Origin of the sequence: Rhodopirellula bahusiensis (genome assembly GCF_002727185.1) — a bacterium.
Classification (GTDB): Bacteria; Planctomycetota; Planctomycetia; order Pirellulales; family Pirellulaceae; genus Rhodopirellula; species Rhodopirellula bahusiensis.
This window is the reverse complement of the sequence record NZ_NIZW01000018.1, coordinates 18,170-42,639: the sequence shown is the minus strand read 5'-3', so window position 1 is coordinate 42,639 and position 24,470 is coordinate 18,170. Positions and strand designations below refer to the sequence as shown.

Genomic DNA, 24,470 nt, shown 5'->3' with positions numbered 1-24,470 from the left:
CAGCTCACTTGTTGGTGTCAAAGACGACGCACAAGTGAGTCACACCGTGACCCGAGGACGCCCATTCGATTCGATCGTCTTCGCATTTCACCTCGCCATCAATCGATGCGGCGTCGATGGTTTGAATCGAAACGGGTTTCGGCGAAGACGAGTCATCGCCCGTGCCATCACCAAGCGGTCGCGACAAGGGGGAGATCGGATGAGCCAAGGCAACCGGTTGGCAGAATCGCACGACGCCACGAATCGATTTGCTGGTTGTTTGAATCGCTCGCAAGTGCATCACCATTCGGCCATCGTCCAGCAAGCCGGTCGCGACGACTTGAACGCGGACAGTCGATGGCGAGGAGTGCATCAACCACGATCCAGCCGGCACTCCTTTTCGAATCATTTGCCCATCGGGAACCTGCAGCACGGTCGGCGAGCGCCAAGGTTGCATGGCCGCATCGATCGGGTGCGGTACATCAAAACCAAACGCGAATTCGTGCCAAGGCGAATAGCCATCAGTGGCTTCGTCTGATGAGGTCGCTGCGTTGGCGAGAGGCAACAAGGTCTCGAGGAACCGGTCTTCGCTGCGGCGATGGAAGCTGTTGCCGTGGGTGGCGACCAAGGTTTGGCATTCGTCTTCTTCGTGAACAAAACCAAGTGGCGCGAGGAATCGCCGAGCGCTCGTCCGGTGCAGTTTCTCTCGCACGATCGCTCGCACCACGGGGCTGGCACCTGGAAAGGCCATCCGCAGGACCGGGTGATCGATCCAGTTCAGCGGGCCGTCCGCTTCGGATGATTGGTCGGATGTGCTGATCGGTGCTTCGAAACGAACTCGGTATCGAACCAAACGGCTGCCGCGTACCAGTTCAATTTCCGACTGCCAATTCAAGGGTGATTTCGCGGAGGGCAGTTCGATGGAACCTTGCAGAGCAACAATCCCTTTCGAGACGGAGTTTTCCTTGATCTGCATCGAATTACATTTCGCAACGAAGCCGTCGGGTGTCTCGCCGCTGGACTTTCGCTTCGCAGGAACAAATTCGATTCGCGTTGACATACGATTGCCGCGGACCTTTCCGCTGTAAACGCCTTGGATACCACCGTGTTCCGGATTGATGTTCAGTTCCAGGAATTCGTTGCTCATTCGATCGCCATCCACGATCGCGCCGGGCCCGCGACTCATTGATCGACCAAGTTGCTTTGCCCATCGGATCAAACGAGGATTGTCGCCGTCGGTGGGATTCGATGTTGCTGTGTTGGTCGCGTTCGTCAGCAATGCTTTGGCGGCTGAGTCGGAACTGGTCCATCGGTAACCCCAGGCAGGGACGTCCAGCACCGCGTCCGTGTTGCCTCGGTCGGCGTGAGCATGAAAGATCGAACGATCGTTCGTCGGCAGTTTGCCTTTGACGATGACGCGTTGACGAGTTGGAACGCCGCTGCCGTTGACGACCAAAATACTTTCGGTTGGTTTCACACCGCTCGCCGAATCGACAACCGCCGACACTTCGGTGCAGTCCGTCAGTCCCAGCGATTCTGCCAAGCCGAGTGATGAATCGGTTCGACGCGGGTTGGCCAACATCGACAGACCGTCGGCATCACGTTTGGATTGTTGGCAAACTTGGGAAGCGTAGTGCGTTGCGGAATCTCGAGCCGCGGTAGCACCGGCTCGCATCCGATCCGCTGGCGAATCTTTCCAAGAAGCGGACGAGCCATGGTGATAGGGGTGTTCGCCGTCGATGAAGTACTCGTCGATCTTCCAAAACCGTCCCAGTGCGAGCGTCCACGTCGCGGCACGGTTCAAATCGTCAAAGCTGTTGCAGCCTTCACCGGGCCAGTGCACCAACAACGCGGTCGCGATTTCTCCCGAGTCGATCGCTTCGCCCAATCGAGTGCCCAAGGTCAGGAAAGAAGACTCGTTCTTGGCGTCGATCGGTTTGGCAGTCAACGCTTCGATTTCGTGACCGCTTTCTCCAAGAATCACTTTGGCCTCATCGCCGAAGCCGGTTCCGTTCAGGAAATCGATCGGCAGCAAACCACGGCACTGACCTTGTGATTGGCCGTCGTGCTTGTGGCTGGCGAGCGCCGCGACGATCTCCGGTGTCGTGCTTCCGCCCAATCGAGCGTGAACGACCATCGGTTGGCCGACCGCACGTTGGACTTGTTCGATCGACTCACGCAGTGATCGTTCCATTTGGTCGATCGTTAGTTCGTCGTAGCAAACCGACGAGGCTGGTCCGCCGCCCGCCCAAGACATCGCATCGCCGGACAAGCGATTTTGAAAAGCAGTTTGTACCGATGCATCTGAGTTCAGAATCGCGTCGGCGACGGCTTGATCAACCAACGCGTTGCGAGGCGTCGACAGGATCGCTTCGGTTTCGGGATTCGTCGGTTCGGGCAATTCCAAGAACCGATCGACCGTTGATGGTGTTAGCAACGTCAGGTCGATCAACGACGGGTCGGAGGCGAAGTAGTGATCACGTTCTTCGGCCAAAGCGTCAAAGCAATCGTGCAACGCCGCGGCGGTGGCTTCCGCATCGTTCCGCGTCCAGGCCTCGGCTGCGTCGAGAACTCGCGTTTCGAAGTAAACTTGATCGAGGTTGCTGGTGTAGCGAAGCTTTCGCGTCAAAACCTGGATCTGCCACCACGTGTAGCCAAGGGCAAAGAAATCCGCCTGCGAGATTTCGCGACCATTTTCGGTCGTCAGACGAACGTCGGCAGTGAGAGAGGAAGAAAGATTCGGCCAATCAGCGTCCGGATTCTTTTTCACCGAGCTCGAGTCGCCGAACCAATCGGCTTGGATCGACGAATCAATGAGTGCCAATGCGTCTTCGCGACTTTGGCATCGAACACGGATGTCGCGATGGGAATCGAGTTCGACTGTGGCGCTGCGATTGGCGGAGTCTCTGCTCGGCAAAGATTCGCGAACGGAGGCGGTCAATTTCGACAGGCTGGCTTCCGGTACCAGGAGCAAACGTACCGGACCGGCGATCGATGGTGCGGATTCTTCGGGCGATGCCGTTTCGGAGGATTCCGCGAGGCTGCCAATCGGAGTCGGAGGCGAAGGCAAATCGTCGGCCCGATGCCAGGTGGGTAGTCGCCCCGCCTGAGTGAGCAGGCGAGGGTGCCAGGCTGCGGTCAGCGTGCCCAGCAGGCTTCGGGCGGCGTCATGATCCAACCGGGAGGGGAAATCTTCGATCGTGGAGCAAGGAATTAGGACGCAACATTCGGCAAAGGACGGCATGAGCGACTAAAATTTGACGTGAAGGAGCGAAAAGGGGATACTAGCGGTTTGGCGAGATCGCCGGCACCTCCCGGACTCGCCCCTGGTGTCAACTTTAGCTGACACCTCTCATCGATTTGAAAAATCTTGTCTCTTCGTGTTGAAAGTAAACCATGGCCGGATCCGGCGGCGTTTGGGGAATTGAAATTGGTCAGAGCGCGCTCAAAGCGTTGCACTGCGTCAAACAGGGCGATGAGATCGTTGCTGATGCCTTTGATCTGATCGAGTATCCCAAAATTTTGGGACAAGCCGATGCGGATCCAGACCAACTGATCGCCGATGCGCTCGATCAGTTGATGCAGCGAAACGACGCGATCCGTGACCGAGTCTGCATCAGCGTTCCTGGTCAGAGCGGTCTGGCGAAGTTCTTCAAACCACCACCGGTGGAACTGAAGAAAATTCACGACATCGTCAAGTACGAAGCCAAGACGCAGATCCCGTTTGAGCTTTCCGACGTTGTTTGGGACTACCAAACGATGCCGGGTGCCACCATCCAAGAAGGCTACGCGCTGGAAAGCGAAGTCGGTTTGTTCGCGATGAAACGTGAACAGGCCTACCGCCAACTCGCACCGTTCAAAGAAGCCGACATCGAAGTCGACATGGTGCAGTTGACTCCGATTTCGCTCTACAACATGGTGGCGTACGACCGGTTCCATGAGCGGATTGAAAACGAGTCGTTTGATCCAGACGAGCCACCGACATCCAGCGTTCTGTTGTCGATCGGTACCGACAGCAGCGATCTGATCGTGACAAACGGTTTCCGGATCTGGCAACGCAGCATGCCGATCGGTGGTAACCACTTCACGCGTCAGCTAACGAAAGACCTCAAGCTGACTTTCGCGAAAGCGGAACACCTCAAACGCAACGCTCGCGAAGCCGTCGATCCAAAGCTGGTCTTCCAAACCATGCGACCGGTCTTCAATGACTTGGTCACTGAGGTCCAGCGTTCGATTGGTTTTTTCCGCAGCATCGACAAGAAGGCTGAGATCACCGAATTGTTGGTGACCGGCAACACGGTCAAAATGCCCGGCCTGGCCGCGTACCTCGGCAAGAACCTCGGCTACGAAGTCCACACGCTCGACCGATTCAATCGTTTGTCTGGCGACGACGTTCTCAGCATCCCAACCTTCCGTGACAACGCGCCGACTTTCGCGGTTTGTTACGGGTTGTGTTTGCAGGGACTCGGACTGAGTCAGATTCACACGTCGTTGATCCCGGCCGAGATCAAGACCGAACGCATGATCCGTGCAAAAAAGCCTTGGGCTTTGGCGGGCATGGCAGCTTTGTTGTTGGGAGCGACCACTCAGTACGCGTTGACTCAGCGGTCTTGGCAAACGACGCACGAAGACCTTTGGTCCAGTGCGTCGCAAGCCGTCAAGAACATGTCGTCCCACAGTGCTGATCAAAAGTCAGAGGACACGTTGTTGGTCAGTCGTCTGACCTTTTTGAACCGTCTTGGTGAAGAAATTTCGGGCAACGCCGAGCGTCGTTTGGTGTGGTTGGAAGTCATCAACGCGGTCAACGCCGCGATTCCGCGAGCGGAATATCCGGATGACAAAATTCCGAGCATCAAAGAGTTGCCGTTGGAGGATCGCATCGATTTCCACATCACGGAGATCGATACCAAATTCTACGAAGACCTTGCTGAAGACTGGTATTCGGAGCGACTTGACACTCGCTACAAAGAAGAGATGGTCAACTACTATGACTTGATGTACGACACGGCGCCTCCGGAAGAACTCGCCGACGATACCGGTCCCGAAGAAGAAGGCTGGGTCATTCAGCTGAAGGGATACCACTACTTCAATGCCCCGAAACACAAGGGCGAAGAGGGCAGCCAACACGTTCGGAAATACCTGACACACAATTTCCGACAAAAGCCAATCACATTGATCGATCCGGAAGGCAACCCGATCACGTTCACGCCGGAGGAATTCGGATTCAGCTACCCAATGCTGCTGAACGACAACCAGCCGAAGTTGACGCAGGTTCCCAACCCGGACTACGACCCGGTCGCCGCGATGACTGCGATGCAGTTGAAAGCCGAAGGTGACGAAGATGTGGAGGTCGAAACGCAGTACCTCGAAGTTCTGCGACTCGATTTCGTGTTCCAAGTCGTTTGGAAAGAAAGCGTTCTGAGCGAACGAATCGAAGCAAAACGATTGGCCGAAGAAGAAGCGGCTGCGGAAGCAGAAATGGAAGGCTCGGGTGACGATTCGGGATCCGAGGATGACTCGGATGCCGATCCCGATTCGGTCGCGATGGCCAACTGATTGAAACCCTGGCGATAGCCTCGCCACCCACACACAACCTTTTCTCTCTCGACTCGGTCTGATCGATGGATCAACTCAAACAATCATTCGCTGCCGCAGCCAAGTATGGCTTTTGGATTGGCACCGGCGTCATCACCATCGGTGCATTGGCAATCTGGTTCATCGTCACCGGTACCCTTGTGGAGGAGAACGAGAGTCGGGCGCAGAAGATCAAAGGCGAGGTCAGTTCGGTTTCGGCACTTCGGTCCGAATTGAGCGAACATCCCAATGAGATTTCCAAGGCGGCGATGGATTTGCTGGTCGAGGGCCGGCAAGAGGAAGTCTTGCAGGTCTGGCAAGAAGTCTACGACGCGCAGCGCGACATCCTGGTTTGGCCGGAAGAAGAGCTTGGCGAGGAATTTGTCGACGAATTTCGCGACTTGGTTCCAATCGAAACTCACATTGCATTCCCGCCTGAACCAGACGAAGAGAAACCGACTTCGTTTCTGAATCTCTATGCCTTCTACATCAAGAACGTGTTGCCGAGCATCGCGGAAATTGCCAAGGCTGAATGGGAAGCCGAATTTCGTTCCGCTGGCGCTGGCGGGATGGACGCCATGATGGGTGGCGGCATGGATATGGGAATGGGGATGGACATGGGGTACGGCGGAATGGGCCGTGGTCCAATCAACATCGCCGGAGTCGAAGACGTGCCGTTGGTCGATTGGCCTGTCAGTTCCCAATCGGCAATCATCACGGAATTGTTTCCATGGCAAGGGCGTCAGCCTACGACCTTGGAAGTCTACTACAGCCAAGAGAATCTTTGGATCTTGCGTCAATTGCTAGCGATCGTCGCCGATGTCAACGGCGACGCTCAGCAACCCTTCGAAGCCAAAATTCACGTCATCAACCACCTCTCTCTCGGTAAAAAGGTCAAGTTCACCTCCGGTGCCATCCAAAAACCTGGCGTTGCCATGACCGGCGGCATGGGAGGAATGGGAATGGGCATGGAGATGGGGATGGGCGGAGATGACATGTACGGTGATATGGGAATGGGCGGAGGCGACATGTACGGCGACATGGGTGGCATGGGAGGAACCATGGAACTTCCCGATCCCGGCGACAATCGCTATGTCGATACCGCCTACGAGCCCATTGATGGGGCGACGTTGCGATCAGCTTTGGAAAGCGAGTCCCCGGAGGATGCACCGTTGAAGGTGGCCAAACGCGTGCCAGTCATGATGTCTCTGCAAATTGACCAGCGTTACATTCCTGAACTGTTGGCGGCGTGCGGTAGCGCTCCATTGATGGTGGAAGTCAAGCAGACCCGGATCCTTCCAAAATCGGCTGGTTCCAGTGCCGTTGGTTCGATGGGTGGCGGCGGCATGGACTCCATGATGGGCGGTGGCATGGGGATGGGGATGGATGAAGGCATGGGAATGGGGATGGATGGCGGTATGGGCATGGGCGGCATGGGCATGGGCGGAATGATGGGAGGCGGAGCGTCCCAAGGTCCCAAAGAGAAGTTCCCGCTTGATGTCACCGTCGAGGTGTACGGTCTGATTCACATTTACAACCCGCCAGATGAAGACAAACTCGGTGTCGAACAGGTGACTGAAGACACGATGCTGGATGGCGAAACGATGGCCGAGAGCGCAGAAGATGACTTGAAAGAAGCCAGCAACGGCACCAAAGCTGCTACCGATGGGACGGCACCTGTTGGTACGCCAGACTCCGCTTTGCCACCGCCTGCCGCCGACCCCGCGACGTCAGATCCAGCGGATAATACGACGGCACCTGATGCAACCGACGGAGCACCCGGTACTGCCGAAGAAGCAGCCGTTCCTAGCGGATCTGCTGCCGCGACAAGTTAGCTAGAACTTCCAGCGTTGAAGTTGGTTGAGGCGACCATCCAACTTGAATCAGTTCAATGAACCGAGTTGTCGCCAACGTTCCCTTTTCCTTTTCGTTCGTGCGAGTCAAACCATCATGGATGCCGACAAAATCAAACAATTCTTCATCCATCATGGTGAAAAATTTGTCGTCGGAATTGTTGTTCTTGCGGCGGCCTGGATGGTCTATGCCGGCCTGCAGATGCCCAACATGCTCGATGAAGTCCAGCCGGAACGCTTGACCACCGATGCCAACACGGTTCGCAACAGCATCGACGATGATCACAACGAAAACATCCTTCCGGAACGTGAGCCCGAATTCGATATTCTGGCCGAAACCGCTCGCAAGCGAACGCCGGTGGATTCGACGGCTTACAAAATGCCTCACCTGCTGGAACGCAAAACAATCGACACGTCGATCCGTCGGACTGATCCGGTGATTCACGCTCCCTTGGAATTGCGAGTGGACAGCCACATCGCGTCCATTGCCATGCTGTCCTCTAGCGGCGATTACGCACTCAAGGACCTAGAAGGAGCTGAGGCACTGGAAGTTGTCGAAAAGGAAAAACCGCGTCCCACTCGACGGGGACGTCGCGGTGCGATGAACGGAATGGGAGACATGGAAGGCATGGGCATGGATGGAATGGGCATGGAAGGAATGGGCATGGATATGGGGATGTACGGTGCCGACATGGGCATGGGAATGGAGATGGGCATGATGGGCGGTGGCATGGGAACGATGTCAGCGACCGCTGCGGGACGTCGATTCGACCCGAAGCACAACTTCGGATTCGCTGCGATTCCGAAGGACAGTATGAAACCCGTGCCGCAGTACGCTTGGTTCATCTCCGGTACCGCGGTGATCCCGCACAAGGCGATGGCGGAATCATTCCGCGAAGCATTTCGAGAAGCAGACGGTTACCTTCCAATCCGAGATCAACCGTTGTATTTCAACTACGAAGTCCAGCGTGCTGATGTGACGAGCAAGGGCGTCGACGAATTGACGGACGAAGATTGGATCGTTCGTTACACACGTGAACAGAACGTCTTAGAAGCCGCAAAAATTTGGGCAGGTTATGCAACTGAAGTGGTTCCTGAGGAATACCGTGACATGAACGTCACTGCTTACATTCCGCCGATTCTGCTTGCTGACTACAAAAAATTCGTGACTCACCCATTGATTCCGATGGTGTCTCGCCGCGAGGAGCAAATGAAAGCTCGCGAAGAGATGATGCAAGAAGAGCAGTTCGGTGTAGACGACCTCGAGTTGGCCGGACCTGGCGCAACCGGAATGGCGGGCATGGGTGGCATGGACATGGGGATGGACATGGGCATGTCGTCCATGGATATGGACATGGGAATGGGAATGGGTGGCATGGGCGCGTATGGCGGCATGGCGATCGTCGAAGAAGATCCCGTCGAGTACAAGCTCATGCGATTTTACGACTTCGCGAGCAATCGGGACAAAAACACTCCGCTCCCCGGTCGCAAATACGTTTATCGGATTCGCTTGGCCGTTGTTGACCCGAACTTCCCAGCGAATGCGTTGCAACAACCAAAGGTTGCATCGTTGTCAGGGGAAGTTTATCAGCGTGTATCCAAGTTGATGGAAGCCGCTGAGACAGACAAAAGTCGCAAAGGGCACTTTCAACGTTGGTCGGACTGGAGCGATCCAAGCCCCACAATTTCGTTGCCGACTTTCAATAACTACTACGCGGGTCCAGTCGAACGATCGCGAACGAAGACCTTGCAAGTTAAAGGCAAGACTGTGGAGTATTCGTCCGACCCACCGACCGCGAAAGCTGTCAATCTTGGCTACAACATCACGTACAAAACGACGATGCCAGTGTGGATGGAAAGCCTGAAACCCGGGTCGGTTCTGTCCTATGAAGGACCGGCTGAGTTGATTGATCCGATTGATCTCGTCGTCAAAAAGGTGGAAGATGCGAAGATAGCTTCGCAAACCACGGTCATCGACATCGACGGTGGCCGAGTGCTTCCCATGACGGGCGAATCCGAATTGGAGGAACCTGGGATGATGTTGCTTTACGACGAGAATGGCTCGTTGAAGGTGACTGGCGAAGTGGAAGATCAAGAGATGTATCGCATCTACTCCTTTGCCGAAGAACGCGGTCTGTAATAGCGAATGCCACGATTCAACGCCTTTGAATACCTTTCCTCGCCCGAATCCACTCAGGCGGGAAATTGCATCGGCGTTGTCTACGGTGTCGACAGCACGCTGCGGAAATGGGCGATCGATGCGATCGTCGGCGAGAGCGAGTGGACGCAAGTCGACGGCGAAGTCTGCAAATGGTCCGATCTTCGCGACGATCTAGCGACCGCATCGCTGTTCGATTTCGATGGCGGTGACAAACGGACGCTGGTTGTTCGTTCGGCCGACAAATTTCTGTCGAATCATCGAACAGAAATTGAAAAGTACGTTTCCGCCCCCGGTGACGCGACACGGTTGATTCTGGAATTGGAATCGCTGGCCAGCAACACTCGTGTGTACAAGGCGGTCGACAAATCGCACTTGCTGGTTGCTTGCACCAGTGCCACTGATGCCAAGCTCGGAATCACCGCAGCATCGCGGCGGAAATTCTTGACCACGTTTGTTGCTGGGCGTCACAAGACACAACTTGCCGCGGCTGCCGCGGATGCGTTGGTCGAAATGTTGGGCGAAGAGATCGGAATGCTCGACACCGAGATCGCGAAATTGGCGTTGTATGTTGATGTTGGCGGAAAGATCGAAGAACCGCTTGTCCGTGATGTCGTGGCGGGATGGCAAGGAAAGACGGTCTGGCAGATCACGGATGCAATCGCGGCGGGCGACGCGGCCGAAGCTTTGCGGCAACTGGACAAGCTATTCAGCGGCGGACAACGAGCGATCGCATTGCTGCCACAGATCGCATGGTCATTGAGACGCCTTGGAATGACCACTGCAGCGATTGAATTCCGAGAACGCAGTGGACGGCCTTGGCAGTTCGAGGATGCTTTGGCAGCCGGCGGAATCCGTCGTGGGTTTGAGATCCAATCCGCGAAAAAGCAACTGCAGTCGATTGGTCGTGAACGAGCCAAGCAATTGCTGCCTTGGTTGCTGGATGCGGATTTGCGGCTCAAAGGTACGCACAGCGCCGAAGGTCGCGACCGATTTTTGCTCGAGCAACTGATCCTGAAGTTGGCTCGACAGGCGTAACAGCGGAAAGTCCGCTCAGCCTGCGTAAGCCGGTTGGGTCATGATCGCAGCCGCCGCATTTTCGCGTGGCCATGTGAAGTGGAACGCGGCTCCTTCGCCAGGTTTCGATTCCGCCCATGCGTCACACCCTTGGACCTGAACCAAACGTTTGACCAGGTGCAGTCCCATGCCGGTACCCCGCCGGTCTTTTCCGCTCTCGAGCGTTTGGAACATTCCGAAGATGCGTTCCTGAGATCCCTCCGGGATTCCCGGCCCGAAGTCACGGACGGTGAATTGGTACTCGTCGCTAGAGATTTTCGCGGTGACGGAGATTTGCCGACTGTTCGCGGCGTGTTTGATGGAATTGCCAAACAGGTTTCGAAAGATCTGTTCCAGCGGTCCGCGAGCGGTCGACAAGCCTGGAAGTTTCTCGGGAACCACCAATTTCATCGTTGCCGGAGGAGACATGAAGGCGAAGATTTCTGGCAGTGCGATGTTCAGGTCGACCCACTCCACGGTCTCCGTCTGACGGGTCACTCGAGCGTAGGCCAACAGGTCATTCAACAACATGTCCATTCGGCCGACTTGCGTTTGAAGCATCTTCAAATGCTCACGCACGTCTTGGCCGACTTGGCGAGGCATGTCTTCATCGATCCACTCGGTCAAGTGCATGATGCCTCTTAACGGAGCTTTCAGATCGTGCGATGCGATGTAGGCAAACCGGTCCAAATCTTCGTTGCTGCGTTCTAGTTCTTCTTGTTTGCTCTGCAGTTCCATTGAAACGCGATGGCGTTCGGTGATGTCAGTGAACGTTGCTAGGGTCATGGGTTGATTTTCAATTTCGATCGCCGCCGTGACCAAGTTGATTCGCATGGCGGTTCCGTCCGCACGCACAGTCTCAAACTCGAATTGCGTGTTCGCCGCCGCTTCACGAGAGAAGCGATCTCGCGGAGGAGTCAGCCGATCGTGGAATTCCGGTGGAACCAAATCGGTCAATCGCGTCGGACGATCTTGAGTCGGCTTCAATTGATACATCGCCTCAATTCGCGAATTGATCAGTTGAAGCTGGTGTGCAGAATCAATCAGCACGCTGCCCATGGGGCTTCGTTCGAAGAGGTTCCGAAACTGAGCCTCTTGTCGAGCGAGAGCGTATTGAGTTTGTTCGATTTCCGTGATGTCGGTGCCGACGACCAAGATGCGTTTGTCTTCCGCGTGAAGCGATGGCATCGAGTACTTGTCGATCAGCATCTTAAAGTTTTCGCCGTTCTTGTTCTCCAGCGTCTCTGGGATGCGACGGACAGGCTGGGTGCCCTGCATCAATTGTCGATCGGACGCTTGAAAACGTTCGCCTTGCTTGGGGTAGACTTCGCTAGTGAGTTTGCCCTCGATTTGATCGGCGGACATTCCGGACGCATCGGCGGCGGCGCGATTCACACGAAGGATTCGGTGTGACTCGTCTTTGATCCAAACGAGCGTTGGAATGGTGTCGAGAATCGTTTGAATCTCCTGGTGGCTTGCTTCGAGTTCTTGCTTGGAACGCAGACGATCGTCAACGTCATGCAGCACGCCTAACCAAAACGCGTCCTGCTGATCACCCGGTGTGATCCGTCGACCTCTTTCCTCGGTGTAGCGGTAAGTGCCGTCGTTTCGTCGCAGTCGGTATTGCAGCGGTTCAGCGTCCGCATCCGATTTGCGCTCATTCGCCCAAACGCGTCGATCCAATTTTTCACGATCGTCCGGATGAACGAGATCCAGCCAACCCGAAACGGCGCTCTCCGCGTCGGGAGCTTCGAACCCCAGAGAGGAGAAGCACAACTGACTGAACAACGGAGGTTGGGGAGGGCCGGTTTCACCCGAACTCGTTCCGTTCGATTTCAATGGCCGCAGGTAGAACCCGCATGTGGCAAGCTCCAGCACATCGAAGAACAGTTCCCCGTGGGACTGGAGGTAGTCGCGGAGAGCTTTCATGGGGAACAAGATGGGAGAAGAGGTACTGGTCATCGAATGCAGCGGTTCGTTTATCATCGGCAGGTCCAAGACTCACCCACCGGTTCATTTTGAAATCCCCTGAGAGGCTTTTCACTGGTCGAATCTTGAGGGGGAGTATTCAAGGCGTTTTGGCTGGGGCATCGCCAAAGTGAGCTTCAGATGTAGGGTGAAGTGAGTGGATCCGACCAAGCGTGTCGGGCATATCAGTTCGTTTTGCGATCCGCCGCCAGGCTGACTTGTTCGGCATGACGAAGAGTCCTTCCGCGGATGCAGAGCACGGGCGGCGGAAGCAATGTGTTCTTTCAACATTTCGCATGTGCATCAGATGTCGATCTCGCTATCTCGTCCGCAGTCCAATCTCGGATAGTGCGGACGTTCGCAGGTTGGAAGCGGAGTGTCTTAAACAGGTGCGGAACTCCGAAGAAGGCGTCGTTCTGTGCTGATCCATTGTCTGTGCTGATCCATTGGTGTACGGCGAAGAAAAACCATTGATCAGTTCGCAAGTGCTAAGCTGACGTCACCGCCTTGGCACCAGTTCGAATTGGCGATCCAAAGCAACCTGCTCCGCCACTGAGTTCCCATTGTTCAGCCTGACCAAACCGTCCCACGACAAGATCCTTCGGAAGATTGCGCAGCGATCGCGAATGCCGTTCAATTACCCGGATGTAGGAGCGAGCACGGGCGAATTTCCTGAAGGCTATGAGCACCACCGTCATCGAATTCGCTTGGGGCGGGGGCATGACACCTTCAACCGTGCGAAAGACGCCCTGGAACATTGGCGACAGTTCGACGTCGGTTGGGCGAAGGCAATCCCGAGCGACACGTCGATCACGATCGGGAGCACCGTTGCAATCCGTGTTCGGATCTTCGGTATTTGGGCACTGGCTTTTGATCGAATCGTTGACGTTCACAGTGAGAGCGATAGGGATCAACAACGCTTCGGATTTTCTGTTGGGACTCTGATGGATCATCCCGAGCAAGGTGAGGAACAATTTTCAATCGAGATCGACGGCGATGGCCAAGTGGATTACGAAGTCGCCGCTTTCTTTCGTCCAAACACTTTCGCTGCGAAGATCGCTTGGCCCTACCTGCACCGAAGGTTCAACCAGTTTCGAGATCAGTCCGCGGAAGCGATGAGGCGACAAGTCGATTCGGTCGAACTATCCCAGTGAGACGTCGAGAACCATCATCACTGCGAATCCCAGCATTAGGAACAGCGTCGCCAGATCCTCGTTGCCCTTCTGGTGCGTTTCGGGAATGAGCTCTTCCACAACGACGTAAACCATCGCTCCCGCTGCGAAGCTCAAGGCAAAAGGCAAGACAGGAGCGGCGTAGACAACAATCGCGGCTCCGATCACCGCAGCGATCGGTTCGACAATCGCGGACGCTTGACCAATCATCCATGCTTTCGTGCGACTCATTCCTTCGCCGCGGAGTGGTACCGCGACAGCGATGCCTTCGGGGATGTTCTGAAGTCCAATACCGATCGCCAACGCGGTCGCTCCGCTCAACGGTGCTGATTCGATGCCGGCGGCGGCACTGCCAAATGCAACTCCCACAGCGAGTCCTTCAGGAATGTTGTGCAGCGTGATCGCGGCGATCAACAGCACACTTCGCTGCCAAGCTGTCTTGGGGCCTTCGGCGGATTGGGTTGGCAGGCCACGGTGAAGGTGCGGCAGACTGCGATCCATTCCGTACAAGAACGCACCACCAAATAGAAAGCCAACGGCCGCGGGGAGCCAGCTTGGCCACCCTTGTTCGCTAGCGGCTTCGATGGACGGAGCCAGCAAACTCCAATAGCTGGCGGCCAACATCACTCCGCCTGCGAACCCGAGCATCGCGTCGAACAACTTGCGATTCACGCTCGTGAGCCCGAACACGACACCCGCGCCCATCGCCGTCAGTGCCCAAGTAAAACCGCCGGCGAGCAAGGCTTGGAAAACTGGACCCTGCTGTTGAAACCAATCCGTCATGAAATTGTTTGCTGCGTGGTTGTTGGCTGATTGAACGGTTCAATCAAAAGTTGATTTAGCGGTGGACGACGCGTTGCCCAAACAAGCGTACTGCCACAAACACAGCCACGCACGCGGCGCGCCACTTGCTCGACGCAGAAGCATGCCTATGTTGAATGAACTTTCGTTGCCGATCAACATCGTAGTCTTCGCGATCGGTGCAACCCTGGTCTGGTTCGCCGGCACGAAGCTCAGTCAGTACGTCGATTTATTCGCCGATCGAACTGGACTGGGAAAAGCGTTCGCCGGAGCGTTGTTGTTGGGCGGTGCGACCAGCCTTCCAGAGCTGGCAACCACGATCACGGCGTCTTGGTCCGGTGCGGCGCAACTTGCGGGGGCAAACCTGTTAGGCGGGGTGGTGATGCAAATCGCCGTTCTGGCGATGATTGACGTTGCCGTGTTGCGAGGTCGTCCGCTGACTCTGTTCTCGCCACAATCTTCGTTGCTGATGGCTGGTGTCTTGCTGATCTCACTGGTCGCTTTGGCTTCAGCGGCAGTGACGGCGGGAGAGTTGGTCTCGATTGCCGGAATCGGTTTCTGGCCGGTTGGCTTGTTTTCAGCTTACATCCTTTCGATTTGGGTGATCTATCGCTACGAAGGTGACCCGAGATGGCAGCCGCGAGGTGAGATCGCCCAGCCGCCTGAGTCGGCCCGTGACTTGAAGGACGCTCATCAATCGGCCTTTGAGTCCGTCTCCACCAAGAAACTGGTCGGATATTTTTTAGCCGCGTCCTCCGTGGTTCTGGTGGGCGGTTTTTTCGTCGCCAAAACCGGAGAATCGATCGCGAATCAAACCGGGGTCGGGCAAAGTTTTGTCGGCGCGACGCTGGTTGCATTGGCGACCAGTCTGCCTGAGGTCAGCACGACGTATTCGGCCGTCCGGTTTGGAGCCTACAGCATGGCGGCGGCAAACATCCTGGGCACCAACAGTTTAGAGATCGCTCTGTTTTTGCCGGCCGATCTGGCCTATCGCGAAGGAGCCATCTTCGATGCGATGAACCCCTCCGATGCGTTTCTGGCCTCGATCGGAATTGTGGTGACCGGCATCTACCTGTGGGGAATCTTGGAACGTCGCGACAAGACCATCTTCGGAATGGGAGTCGACTCGTTCGCGGTGCTGGTGGTGTACCTCGGCGGCCTGGCGATCTATTGGACCCTGTGAACTCTACGGCGCGCTGTGAGCCGACACCCACTGACCTTTGGCATGATGCTTGCTCGACCGTTGCTGTAAGCAGGAATGATTGGGCTAAGTCCCGTGAGCCGTTTGGGCGTTAACCCCGGTTGTTCGCGGAACCGTGGCCAACGCCAAACGGCTCACATGCCCCAAAACACCTGCGTACTCGCTTGGTCAATAATGTCTATTCTCTCGGCAGGAGCATCATGTCTGAACAACCAACCTCGGGTCAGCGTCCAGCGGTGATCGTGACCGGCAGCACGGGAATGCTGGGTTACCCGGTCTGCCTGAGACTTGCTGATGCTGGATACCAAGTCTTTGGGTTCGACCGTGTCGGCATGCCTGAACCGCCCAAACAGCATGAGTTTGTTCGCGACATTCAGTGCGACTTGACCGATTCTGCTTCTGTTCGAGCTGCCATGGCGAAAGTGCATGAGCTAGCGGGTGGCCGGCTCGCCAGCGTCATTCATATGGCGGCCTACTATGATTTCTCAGGCAAAGACAGCGACCTGTATGAGAAAGTCACGATCAACGGAACTGATCGGATTTTGAATCAACTCGAGGACTTTGATTGCGAACAGTTTGTCTTCACCAGCACCACACTTCTCCATGCTCCATGTGCGGTCGGCGATCACATCAGCGAAGACGATCCTCTTGAAGCCAAGTGGCCATACCCGCAAAGCAAAATGGAAACCGAACGTTTGATTCGCGATGGGCATCCAAACGTTCGGTCGGTGTTCTTGCGAATCGCTGGTGTCTATACCGACTATGGGCAACAGCCGACAATCGTGCAGCAAATTAAACGTATCTATGAAAAGGACTTTCAGGGGCACTTCTTTCCTGGCGATAGCGAAGCCGGTCAATCGGTTGTGCACCTGGATGACACCGTCGATGCCATTGTCCGCACCGTTGAGCGACGCGAGGCGATTGAGCCGAAGACCGCGATCCTGATCGGCGAGGCTGATCCGGTCTCGTATGAGTCGCTCCAGAATCAGATCGGGAATGAACTGCATGGTGATGAATGGGCGACGCTTTATGTGCCGCCCGCGATAGCGAAGGTTGGTGCTGCGGTGACGGACGCCGTTCAAGGTGGGGACGCATTCATCAAACCCTTCATGATAGAGATGGCCGACGATCACTACGCTCTGGATATTTCGCGTGCGAAGGAATTGCTCGGTTGGGAACCGGAACACCGTCTGTCGACTTCGTTACCCGGTATGACGAACCTCCTGAAGTCGGATCCCGATTCGTGGTATCGCAAAAACGGGTTGAAATGATGTCGAACGTGACCATTCCGGTGGACGACCTGAACCGAAACGTTCCGCCCTACAAACACAACCCTTCCGCTTGGAGTCAGCGGATTCCGATCTGTCTGCTGGCATTTGTTGCCGCTGGGATCTCGGCCCATCTTTCGATGTATCAATGGGGCCTGATCGAAAATGCATACGATCCGGTCTTCGGAAACAGCAGCAATGACGTGTTGAAGTCGGACACTGCCAAGACAATGTACGGCATCCTCGGAATCCACGACGCTGCTCTTGGTGTCCTAGCTTATCTCGGTGATGCGATCCTCGGATTTGCTGGGTCGACACGGCGTTGGCAGTATCGACCTTGGCTGGTCATCTTGTTCGGGATCGATGTGATTCCACTCGGGATTGTGAGTGTGGTGTTGGTTGTTTGCCAAGCGTTCCTGGTGGGTGAGTGGTGCTTCTTGTGCTTGGTGACCGCGGCCATCTCATTGGTCCTTGTCTATTGGGCCTGGGACGAAGTGCGAGTGTCACTGGCGTATCTTCGTATTGTCTGGAAAGAGCACCACGACAAGCGTTTGTTATGGGATGCGGTGTGGGGCAATCGAAACGAGCGATTGGACGCGGCAGGTGAACAGCTTCTTGCACGGGAGGTCCGCTGATGTGGGGACGAGTGATTGAAATCATGACGGCGGTTTGGTTGGCGGCGAGCCCGTTTGTGTTTGGCGTTCAGGCGGACCCAGGTTTGTTGTGGGCCGACCTCGGCGTTGCCCTGCTGATCTGCGTGCTCTCGGCATTGTCCTATTGGCATCCGACTCGCCATGCACACTTGCTGATTTTGTTGGTCTCGCTCGGCTTGATCGTTTGGGGGCGGTTTGCGGTCGTGCCGCCGACTCCACCTCATCAGAATCACATCGTCGTCGGCGTGTTTCTTTTGATGATGGCATTGATCCCGAACGAAGCTTCGTTGCCACCCCGAGTGTGGCGCGAACGCCCGGCGGGCGAACAGGTTCCGTGAGCGATCGCCTGGTTGAAATTGGTGTGATTGTGGCGGGATCACTGGATGAAGTCGACGAAGCAGCGGTCCGACGTGCGCTGGGGCAGTTTCGCGAATTTGTGACGTCACGATTTCCAGATTTCCGATGGGAGATCACTTCGTCCCGAAGACCCGAAGCGGTTGCGTCGAACCGGACGGCGCCCAGTGCACTGTTGCAACAGGCGCTAGAGGAACGGGACGAGCAGCATTGGGATTTCGCTTTCGCGATCACGGCAGCCGAACTCGAGAGCCACTATTCGCATCACTGTTTCGCGGCTTTGAGTCGACCGTTGGATTCTGCCGTCTTTTCGCTGTCCTTGATCGACCCGCGAGCGATCGGTCGTGCCGCGGAATCAGAAGAACGAATTGCTACCATCGCGAAACGGTTGAGTCGCCTGATGCTGCATGCTGTTGCCCATTTGTTGGGCCTTGCTCGGGATTCGAGTCCGAACAACCTGCTGTTTCATCCAACGTCGGCGGAACAACTGGATGCGATGGAGGAACTGACGGAATCGCAGGTCGAAAGACACAATGCGGCACTGAAGGAAATTGCCGACCAGCGTCTGGAGGAGCAAACTGGCAACCCGACCACATCGCTTGGCTTCATGCTTCGATCGGCAGTGATCAACGCTCGCGAAATATGGCAGGCCATCGGGGCGGCCCGGCCGTGGGAGTTTCCACGACGGTTGAGCGGTTTGACTTTGGCGGCTGTTTCCACCTTGGTCGTCCTGCTTTTGACGGCGGAGTCGTGGGACTTGGCGTTGTCACAAAATAATTTCAGCACATCCGTTCTGGTCCTGTTGTCTTGGGTCGGCACGACAACTTACGTCGTGTTTCGTCAACAGTTGATCATCCCAAACCGCACCCGCCAGAGCGAGCAAATGGTTGTCACCAACCTTTCCGCGATCGGAATTGTCTTCGCCGGCATGTTGGTGACATGGCTGGCACTTACGGCGGCGGCCTTGGCGATCGCAAGTTTGCTGTTCGGTCCCAACTTGATCGCTGAGTGGGCAAGTTCACTCTCTCAACCAGCGTCAGAAATCGGCTGGATGGAACGATTTCAGATGTCCACGTTCAGCGCGTCGTTGGGGCTGATGATCGGTGCGTTGGGAACCAGTTTCGAATCGCAGCACTACTTTCGCCACATCATTTTTGTGGACGAAGAGATCTGACGGACTGGTCGGGACGTCAAAGCCCTATTGCGAAATGCTTTCGTAAGCTTGCCGCACTTCGAGATCCGTTGGTGGCATCGTCAGCAGGATCATTTTCGCGGAAGCCTTTGCTTTTTCAGTTTCACCCGACGCGGCAACTGCTCGGATCCAGCCAACCATCGCAGTGTGCCAGGCGGGAGTGCCTTGCTGCAGACCGTCAGCCAAACGTTTCCACCATGTTGCGGCGTGTTTCTGATCGGATTTTGACTGAGACACCGCGTACGACGTCGCTGCCCTTCGGCACCACTCATCTGCTTCGGATGGTGATCGCTGCATTTTGGTCGAAATCAACTCCTCTGCGTCGTCTCGTTGGCCTGACCAAATGAGCCATCCCGCCCGTTGGATGTCCGTTGGGAAGTCGGAGTCCGGTGGCAGCGATAGCAGGTAGCGTCCGACGGCAACCCGGCGAGCCGGATTCAGCACGACGTCCAGCTCCAATCGTTCCGCCAACACGCGACTCAGTCCGGTCGGCGGTGGTGCTTGGATCGATTCCGTCTGGGTTTGGCGGAATGCCCTCAACTCGTGGTAGAAACCTTCGCTCGTTTCGTTTTGCAGTTCGCTCCAGCGACTGTCAGAAATTTCGGCGAGCAAACACGTCAGGTCGGCATGAGTTCGCCGGACAATTTCAATGTGGTCGCGTTCGTGAAACGATTGGTGCATCGCTGAGATGACTTCCGCGGCAGGCTCACGCATCCAAGCGATTGTCCAAGCTCGTATGGCTTGCTCGCGAACTGATTCTGGTGTCGAAACATCGCTCGTCCAGTGAACCTCTGCAAACTCGACTGAGATCTTCGCCGCCTCCAGCCAATCGGAGTTCTGTTCGGCCCAGTTCATTCGCCAACGGGTGGCTGCAAAAGCCGACTGGGACTCCGGCCATTGCTTGGCGATTTGAATCAGCATGGCTTTGACGTCGGATTCAGAAGCGACAGATGGCCCTGCGGCTTGGCCAATCGTGGCGGCTTGCAACAACGCGTCGGCCGACCTCACTGAGTTTGGATGTCGCTGGCTGATCCGTCGCAGCAACTCGATGGCAGCCTTGGAATTGGATTGTCGTGAAAGGATCGCGGCGGCTTTCAAAGCCGAGTCCACACTTCGTGACGCGACGTCGTCGGAGGCGGCCGCTTTTGCGAAGTGCAGCGCTGATTGCATGTGTTGGCCGCGTCGCAGGTAGTACATGGCATCGGCAATCCACAAACGTGGGTCGGAACCATCGGCTGGTGGGCTGGAGGAATCTATTCCCAATTGCACGCGAGTTTGAGCAACAATTGTGTCCGCCCGATCTTTTGCGTTGGCACCGTGTCGTTCGCGGATGCTTTCCAACCAATCGGCGACGGAGCGTTCATCTTGTTTTGCTAATAAGAAACGAAGCCGAACCAAATCCATTCCAACGCCCGCGTTTGCTGCAATGGGATCACTGCCGTAAACGGCGTTCAGCATTCGTTCAGCAGTCTGCAAATCGCCGGCCGACAAAGCGACACGGACCTGAAGGGCTCGCACGGATTCAGAGCTCGTTACCGGATCGGTGCTGGCTTGGAGCGTTGTTGCTGTTTCTCGCAGGATGGCCGCCGCGGAACGTGCATCGCCTTGCCGCAGATGGGCCTCGGCCAGCAATCGCAGGACCTCCATCCGAGCAACTCCTTTCGCGGGCAGCGCCAGCAGCGCCGCCTCGGCGATTTTCACCGCTTCGGCTGCCGATGCCACACCGTCGCCGCTTCCCTCGGCGAACAACTCCGACTTGAGCACCGCCAGCTCAACGCGAGAAAGCCACAGCAAACTCCTCTCGCGAGCGGATTCGGGCGATTGCAACTCATTCAGCTGCGACTTCAACTTCGCATCTGCTTCGCCGACGTTTGTTAGCAGGATAGAAAGCTTGTCGTCCGGGATCGGCCTCGCAATCACTTCGATCAGATCTTGGCGAGTCGACTGAATATGACTATCCGCGGATCCGGAATCGACCAACCGCCCCGAGCGGATCGCTGCGTTCGCCGCCGGAGTTTTTGGTTTCGTTTGACCCGAACAGTTTGGGAGCTTCAGCATCGGCAACAGCACCAACGAACACCCGATCAATACGACTCGTTTTGCACAACGATTCATTCTGTGGAACGCTCCGCTGGCGATCCTGCATTTTCGCTTCCCGATCCATCCGCGGAAACGGCCATGTGAACTCGTTCAAATCCTGCCAACCGAACCAGATCAACGGTCGCGACGGTGATTGCCATGGAAACGTCGCCATCCGGATCAACGATCACTGGCGGAGAGATCCCGAGGTCTGCGATCGCTTCCAGTCGTTCACGCAACGACGCAACGGAATTGAAACGAGTGGTCCCCAAGACGTATCTCGCGGACTTCGATCCCGCTCGTTCAATTCTTAGAACCAACTCTTCCATTGGCACGTCGGTGGTTTCTTCCGGAGGCAGCGACTTCGATGAAACGGAGGAGGCTTCCGCGGTGACAGCCAATCCGCCTGGCATGTCTTGTTCGGGGGCATCGAAACTGCTGGTCCAGACAAAAAACACCAACAGCAGAAACACAACATCGATCATCGATGTCATGCCCACGCTGTGTTGTGAACCGCTGCGGATGGCTGGTCGCTTCATCGAGACGATCCCGGTTGGTTGCTTGACGGCAACGTCGCGATCGAGAGATCACGCACACCGATTCGGTTGATCCGATGAAGAACCGGTTCGACAAATTGATACGCGACCGCTTGGTCGACTCGTAAACGCACGGGTGTGTCGACGATCGATTCAGTCTGACTCAGTCGAGCGATCATTTCATCCAGTCCGACCTCTGTCGCGCCCAGCCATAGCTGATGCGATGAATCCATGGTCAGGTTGATCGGCGCGGCGTTCGGATCACTTTCGATCGACGATGACGCGGTGGGCAGATCGACGGCGTGCCGGTTTTCTTGCCGAGCCAAGTGACTCGAAACGAGAAAGAAGATGATCAGCAAGAACACGACATCGATCATCGGCGTCATGTTGATTTCGTCCACTCGGCGTCCGTTGTGAATCGAGTGGGTGGGTGAACGCATAGGAGAAAGATGAGAGCGAGATGGTCACGATGGTTCGAGACCACTATCGTAATGCATCTTGCCCGTTTGTTTGCCACGCGAAAATCTGCATGACGTCGGAATCATCCCAGACGCCCAAACATCACACCTCCAGCGATTCCTCGGCCCCTCGCGGTGGGGCGTGGACGTTTGTGAAAAATTTCGCACGAAACCCCAACCAGGTTGGTGCGGTTTGGCCCAGCAGCCCTGGTTTGGTCAACCGAATGGTTGAGTGGTTTGACTGGGAAACCGCTCGCGGGGTCGTCGAATTTGGGCCAGGAACGGGTGTCTTCACCGAAGCCATCCAAAGTCACTTGCACGACGACGCGAAATTTTTCGCGATTGAACGATCGCCCGAATTGGCCGCGATCACCCGAGCCCGTTGCCCGCAAGTCGATGTGGTGGAAGAGTCCGCTGAATCGGTTGCGCATCTTTGCCGCGAACACCAGATCGATCAGGTTCACGCGATCATTTGCGGTTTGCCTTGGGCGTCGTTCCCGGACAGCCTGCAAACGAGCATTCTGGAAGCCACCTTGGACGTGCTGGCACCCGGCGGCCAATTCGCGACGTTCGCTTACTGGCAGGGAGTCGTCTTGCCGGCTGGGCAACGATTCTCAAAGAAGCTTCGGGGCGCGTTCACCGAGGTTCATCGCAGCCCCACGGTTTGGCGGAACATGCCGCCGGCGTTCGTCTATCGCTGCGTCAAACGATAAACACGCGGTCACTGCGGAAACGGGTTTGCTTGTCGAACCGAGACGAGCATTGGCCAGAGGCCAGCATCGGCGGACAATCCGCCAGCGGTGACGTAATTTCCGTCCGTTGAATGGTAGGGAAGACGATTGATCATTCTTGTGTGAGCAGCGACAATTGAGCGTGTCATGTCGGTTCATTCTGGCATCGCTCGTCACAACTTTCGCGACGTCGCTCGCGCTTTGAAAATCTTTCGCAACCAAACCTTCGTAGGAAACCCATCATGCAATTGGATTGGATCTCTCGAACGTCCACACGTCCTTTCGCCCCGACCACTTTCGGATTGCTTGTCGCTTCCGCGATCTTTGTGGCGAGTTCCATGACGTCGACGTTGAAAGCGCAAGAGGCTGCGACCAGGGACGCTCGGACCGCAGATCAACGCATCGATCAAATGGTCAATCGCGGGATCGAATTCTTGCGAACTCGCGGACAAAGCGACGAAGGTGCCTTCAGTGGCGAAACAGGTGCCGCCGTCACGGGTTTGTGCGTGCGAGCGATCTTGGAACATCGTCCCGAAGCCGTCTCGACTGATCCGGTGATCAAGAAGGCGATCGAATTCCTGGAAGCCAAAGTGCAACCGGATGGCGGGATTTACGCGACCGGTTCAAAGCATCGCAATTACGAAACCACGACCGCAGCGATGGCTCTGAACAAAGCCAACAAGGACGGCCGATTCGACAGCCAACTGGAACGAGCCAAGAATTTTTTGAAGGACATCCAGTGGGACGAAGCGGAAGGTGCGAAGCCCGGTGACACCGCTTATGGCGGAGCCGGCTACGGCAGCCACTCGCGTCCCGATTTGTCGAACACGGCGTTCTTGATCGAGGCTCTTCACGACCTCGGCACCGATGCACAGGACGAGTCGATTCAGAAGGCGCTGATGTTTGTCAGTCGCACTCAGAACTTGACCCAGCACGGCAATGACACCGATCACGCTGACAAGATTGGCGACGGTGGTTTCTACTACACTCCCGCCGCCGGTGGTCAAAGCAAAGCGGGTGAATCGGCTGACGGCGGACTGCGAAGCTACGGTTCGATGACCTACGCTGGCTTGAAGAGCATGATCTATGCGGGGCTGACTCCCGAAGACCCTCGCGTCAACGCCGCACTCGACTTCATTCGCAAGCACTACACGCTCGATAACAATCCTGGCATGGGCGCCCAAGGTCAGTACTACTACTACCACACGTTTGCCAAAGCACTTGATGTCGCTGGATTAGAAGTCGTTGAGTCGTCGGATGCTGGCCCGCGGGATTGGCGGATGGATTTGATCAACAAGCTTGAAGCCGAGCAGCAAGAAGATGGCTCTTGGGTCAACCGCGAAGCCGAGCGTTGGATGGAAGGCGACCGCCAACTTGTCACCGCGTATTGCCTGCTGGCTTTGAAGCACGCTCGAAAGTAGTCAACCGATGTGGCGT

Annotated in this window: 19 protein-coding genes; 12 read left to right on the top strand and 7 right to left on the bottom strand. The window is 56.1% G+C overall.

Annotation, left to right across the window (positions count from 1 at the left end; translation table 11 throughout):
• Positions 1–4 precede the first annotated feature (4 nt).
• Positions 5–3,157, bottom strand: a complete 3,153-nt coding sequence (locus CEE69_RS21300) for a hypothetical protein (protein WP_233215494.1) — start codon at positions 3,155–3,157, stop codon at positions 5–7.
• Positions 3,158–3,375: 218 nt separating this feature from the next.
• Between CEE69_RS21300 and pilM the strand changes: the two genes are divergently transcribed.
• The 4 genes from pilM (at position 3,376) to holA (ending at position 10,602) form a co-directional block, all read left to right on the top strand.
• Positions 3,376–5,535, top strand: coding sequence for a type IV pilus assembly protein PilM (gene pilM, locus CEE69_RS21295; protein ID WP_099262637.1), 2,160 nt, complete (start codon positions 3,376–3,378; stop codon positions 5,533–5,535).
• A gap of 65 nt (positions 5,536–5,600) precedes the next feature.
• Positions 5,601–7,388 (top strand): hypothetical protein, encoded by a 1,788-nt coding sequence (locus CEE69_RS21290; protein ID WP_099262636.1) that lies wholly within the window; start codon positions 5,601–5,603, stop codon positions 7,386–7,388.
• A gap of 115 nt (positions 7,389–7,503) precedes the next feature.
• On the top strand, positions 7,504–9,546 hold the full coding sequence (locus CEE69_RS21285; RefSeq protein ID WP_099262635.1) for a hypothetical protein: 2,043 nt from the start codon (positions 7,504–7,506) through the stop codon (positions 9,544–9,546).
• Positions 9,547–9,552: 6 nt separating this feature from the next.
• Entirely contained in the window at positions 9,553–10,602 is a 1,050-nt protein-coding gene (holA, locus tag CEE69_RS21280; RefSeq protein WP_099262634.1) for a DNA polymerase III subunit delta, read from the top strand.
• Between the two features lie 15 nt (positions 10,603–10,617).
• Here holA and CEE69_RS21275 read toward each other — a convergent pair whose 3' ends face one another.
• Positions 10,618–12,582, bottom strand: coding sequence for a PAS domain-containing sensor histidine kinase (locus tag CEE69_RS21275; protein ID WP_099262736.1), 1,965 nt, complete (start codon positions 12,580–12,582; stop codon positions 10,618–10,620).
• A gap of 632 nt (positions 12,583–13,214) precedes the next feature.
• On the opposite strand from CEE69_RS21275, the gene CEE69_RS21270 reads away from it, so the two are divergent.
• Positions 13,215–13,742 (top strand): DUF1990 family protein, encoded by a 528-nt coding sequence (locus CEE69_RS21270; protein WP_099262735.1) that lies wholly within the window; start codon positions 13,215–13,217, stop codon positions 13,740–13,742.
• Here CEE69_RS21270 and CEE69_RS21265 read toward each other — a convergent pair.
• Positions 13,731–14,543, bottom strand: a complete 813-nt coding sequence (locus tag CEE69_RS21265; protein ID WP_099262633.1) for a ZIP family metal transporter — start codon at positions 14,541–14,543, stop codon at positions 13,731–13,733. The genes CEE69_RS21270 and CEE69_RS21265 overlap by 12 nt on opposite strands.
• 142 nt (positions 14,544–14,685) lie before the next feature.
• On the opposite strand from CEE69_RS21265, the gene CEE69_RS21260 reads away from it, so the two are divergent.
• From CEE69_RS21260 to CEE69_RS21240, 5 genes are all read left to right on the top strand, one after another.
• Positions 14,686–15,744 carry a sodium:calcium antiporter gene (locus CEE69_RS21260; protein ID WP_233215493.1) on the top strand — a complete coding sequence of 353 codons (1,059 nt, stop codon included), beginning with the start codon at positions 14,686–14,688 and terminating at the stop codon, positions 15,742–15,744.
• Positions 15,745–15,962: 218 nt separating this feature from the next.
• Positions 15,963–17,033, top strand: a complete 1,071-nt coding sequence (locus tag CEE69_RS21255) for an NAD-dependent epimerase/dehydratase family protein (protein WP_099262632.1) — start codon at positions 15,963–15,965, stop codon at positions 17,031–17,033.
• Entirely contained in the window at positions 17,033–17,665 is a 633-nt protein-coding gene (locus tag CEE69_RS21250) for a vitamin K epoxide reductase family protein (protein ID WP_099262631.1), read from the top strand. The genes CEE69_RS21255 and CEE69_RS21250 overlap by 1 nt, the downstream gene beginning before the upstream one ends.
• Positions 17,665–18,021, top strand: coding sequence for an SPW repeat domain-containing protein (locus CEE69_RS21245; RefSeq protein ID WP_099262630.1), 357 nt, complete (start codon positions 17,665–17,667; stop codon positions 18,019–18,021). The genes CEE69_RS21250 and CEE69_RS21245 overlap by 1 nt, the downstream gene beginning before the upstream one ends.
• Positions 18,018–19,211: a hypothetical protein gene (locus CEE69_RS21240; protein ID WP_099262629.1), complete on the top strand. Its 1,194-nt coding sequence runs from the start codon at positions 18,018–18,020 to the stop codon at positions 19,209–19,211. Before CEE69_RS21245 ends, CEE69_RS21240 begins: the two co-directional genes overlap by 4 nt.
• Positions 19,212–19,235: 24 nt before the next feature.
• On the opposite strand, the gene CEE69_RS21235 is transcribed toward CEE69_RS21240, so the two are convergent.
• The 3 genes from CEE69_RS21235 to CEE69_RS21225 are packed head-to-tail and all read right to left on the bottom strand — an operon-like array spanning position 19,236 to position 22,284.
• Positions 19,236–21,344, bottom strand: a complete 2,109-nt coding sequence (locus CEE69_RS21235; RefSeq protein ID WP_099262628.1) for a tetratricopeptide repeat protein — start codon at positions 21,342–21,344, stop codon at positions 19,236–19,238.
• Positions 21,341–21,847 (bottom strand): ExbD/TolR family protein, encoded by a 507-nt coding sequence (locus CEE69_RS21230; RefSeq protein ID WP_099262627.1) that lies wholly within the window; start codon positions 21,845–21,847, stop codon positions 21,341–21,343. The genes CEE69_RS21235 and CEE69_RS21230 overlap by 4 nt, the downstream gene beginning before the upstream one ends.
• The gene (locus tag CEE69_RS21225; RefSeq protein WP_099262626.1) at positions 21,844–22,284 is read right to left on the bottom strand and encodes an ExbD/TolR family protein; all 441 of its coding nucleotides are present in this window, start codon (positions 22,282–22,284) and stop codon (positions 21,844–21,846) included. Before CEE69_RS21225 ends, CEE69_RS21230 begins: the two co-directional genes overlap by 4 nt.
• An 89-nt stretch (positions 22,285–22,373) precedes the next feature.
• Between CEE69_RS21225 and CEE69_RS21220 the strand changes: the two genes are divergently transcribed.
• The gene (locus CEE69_RS21220; RefSeq protein ID WP_099262733.1) at positions 22,374–23,015 is read left to right on the top strand and encodes a class I SAM-dependent methyltransferase; all 642 of its coding nucleotides are present in this window, start codon (positions 22,374–22,376) and stop codon (positions 23,013–23,015) included.
• 8 nt (positions 23,016–23,023) lie between these two features.
• Here the strand turns inward: CEE69_RS21220 and CEE69_RS32565 are convergent, their stop codons facing one another.
• Complete coding sequence (locus tag CEE69_RS32565) at positions 23,024–23,182, bottom strand: hypothetical protein (RefSeq protein WP_158231056.1); 159 nt, start codon at positions 23,180–23,182, stop codon at positions 23,024–23,026.
• 93 nt (positions 23,183–23,275) lie between these two features.
• Between CEE69_RS32565 and CEE69_RS21215 the strand changes: the two genes are divergently transcribed.
• Positions 23,276–24,454, top strand: a complete 1,179-nt coding sequence (locus CEE69_RS21215) for a prenyltransferase/squalene oxidase repeat-containing protein (RefSeq protein ID WP_099262625.1) — start codon at positions 23,276–23,278, stop codon at positions 24,452–24,454.
• The last annotated feature ends 16 nt before the right edge of the window (positions 24,455–24,470 follow it).

Coding starts and splice junctions, on each gene's coding strand:
- CEE69_RS21230 (WP_099262627.1), bottom strand. CDS start 21,847: ATGAAGCGACCAGCCATCCGCAGCGGTTCACAACACAGCGTGGGCATG.
- CEE69_RS21255 (WP_099262632.1), top strand. CDS start 15,963: ATGTCTGAACAACCAACCTCGGGTCAGCGTCCAGCGGTGATCGTGACC.
- CEE69_RS21285 (WP_099262635.1), top strand. CDS start 7,504: ATGGATGCCGACAAAATCAAACAATTCTTCATCCATCATGGTGAAAAA.
- CEE69_RS21265 (WP_099262633.1), bottom strand. CDS start 14,543: ATGACGGATTGGTTTCAACAGCAGGGTCCAGTTTTCCAAGCCTTGCTC.
- CEE69_RS21270 (WP_099262735.1), top strand. CDS start 13,215: ATGCCGTTCAATTACCCGGATGTAGGAGCGAGCACGGGCGAATTTCCT.
- CEE69_RS32565 (WP_158231056.1), bottom strand. CDS start 23,182: ATGACACGCTCAATTGTCGCTGCTCACACAAGAATGATCAATCGTCTT.
- pilM (WP_099262637.1), top strand. CDS start 3,376: ATGGCCGGATCCGGCGGCGTTTGGGGAATTGAAATTGGTCAGAGCGCG.
- CEE69_RS21275 (WP_099262736.1), bottom strand. CDS start 12,582: ATGACCAGTACCTCTTCTCCCATCTTGTTCCCCATGAAAGCTCTCCGC.
- CEE69_RS21260 (WP_233215493.1), top strand. CDS start 14,686: ATGCCTATGTTGAATGAACTTTCGTTGCCGATCAACATCGTAGTCTTC.
- CEE69_RS21245 (WP_099262630.1), top strand. CDS start 17,665: ATGTGGGGACGAGTGATTGAAATCATGACGGCGGTTTGGTTGGCGGCG.
- CEE69_RS21220 (WP_099262733.1), top strand. CDS start 22,374: ATGACGTCGGAATCATCCCAGACGCCCAAACATCACACCTCCAGCGAT.
- CEE69_RS21215 (WP_099262625.1), top strand. CDS start 23,276: ATGCAATTGGATTGGATCTCTCGAACGTCCACACGTCCTTTCGCCCCG.
- CEE69_RS21290 (WP_099262636.1), top strand. CDS start 5,601: ATGGATCAACTCAAACAATCATTCGCTGCCGCAGCCAAGTATGGCTTT.
- CEE69_RS21235 (WP_099262628.1), bottom strand. CDS start 21,344: ATGAATCGTTGTGCAAAACGAGTCGTATTGATCGGGTGTTCGTTGGTG.
- CEE69_RS21225 (WP_099262626.1), bottom strand. CDS start 22,284: ATGCGTTCACCCACCCACTCGATTCACAACGGACGCCGAGTGGACGAA.
- CEE69_RS21250 (WP_099262631.1), top strand. CDS start 17,033: ATGTCGAACGTGACCATTCCGGTGGACGACCTGAACCGAAACGTTCCG.
- holA (WP_099262634.1), top strand. CDS start 9,553: ATGCCACGATTCAACGCCTTTGAATACCTTTCCTCGCCCGAATCCACT.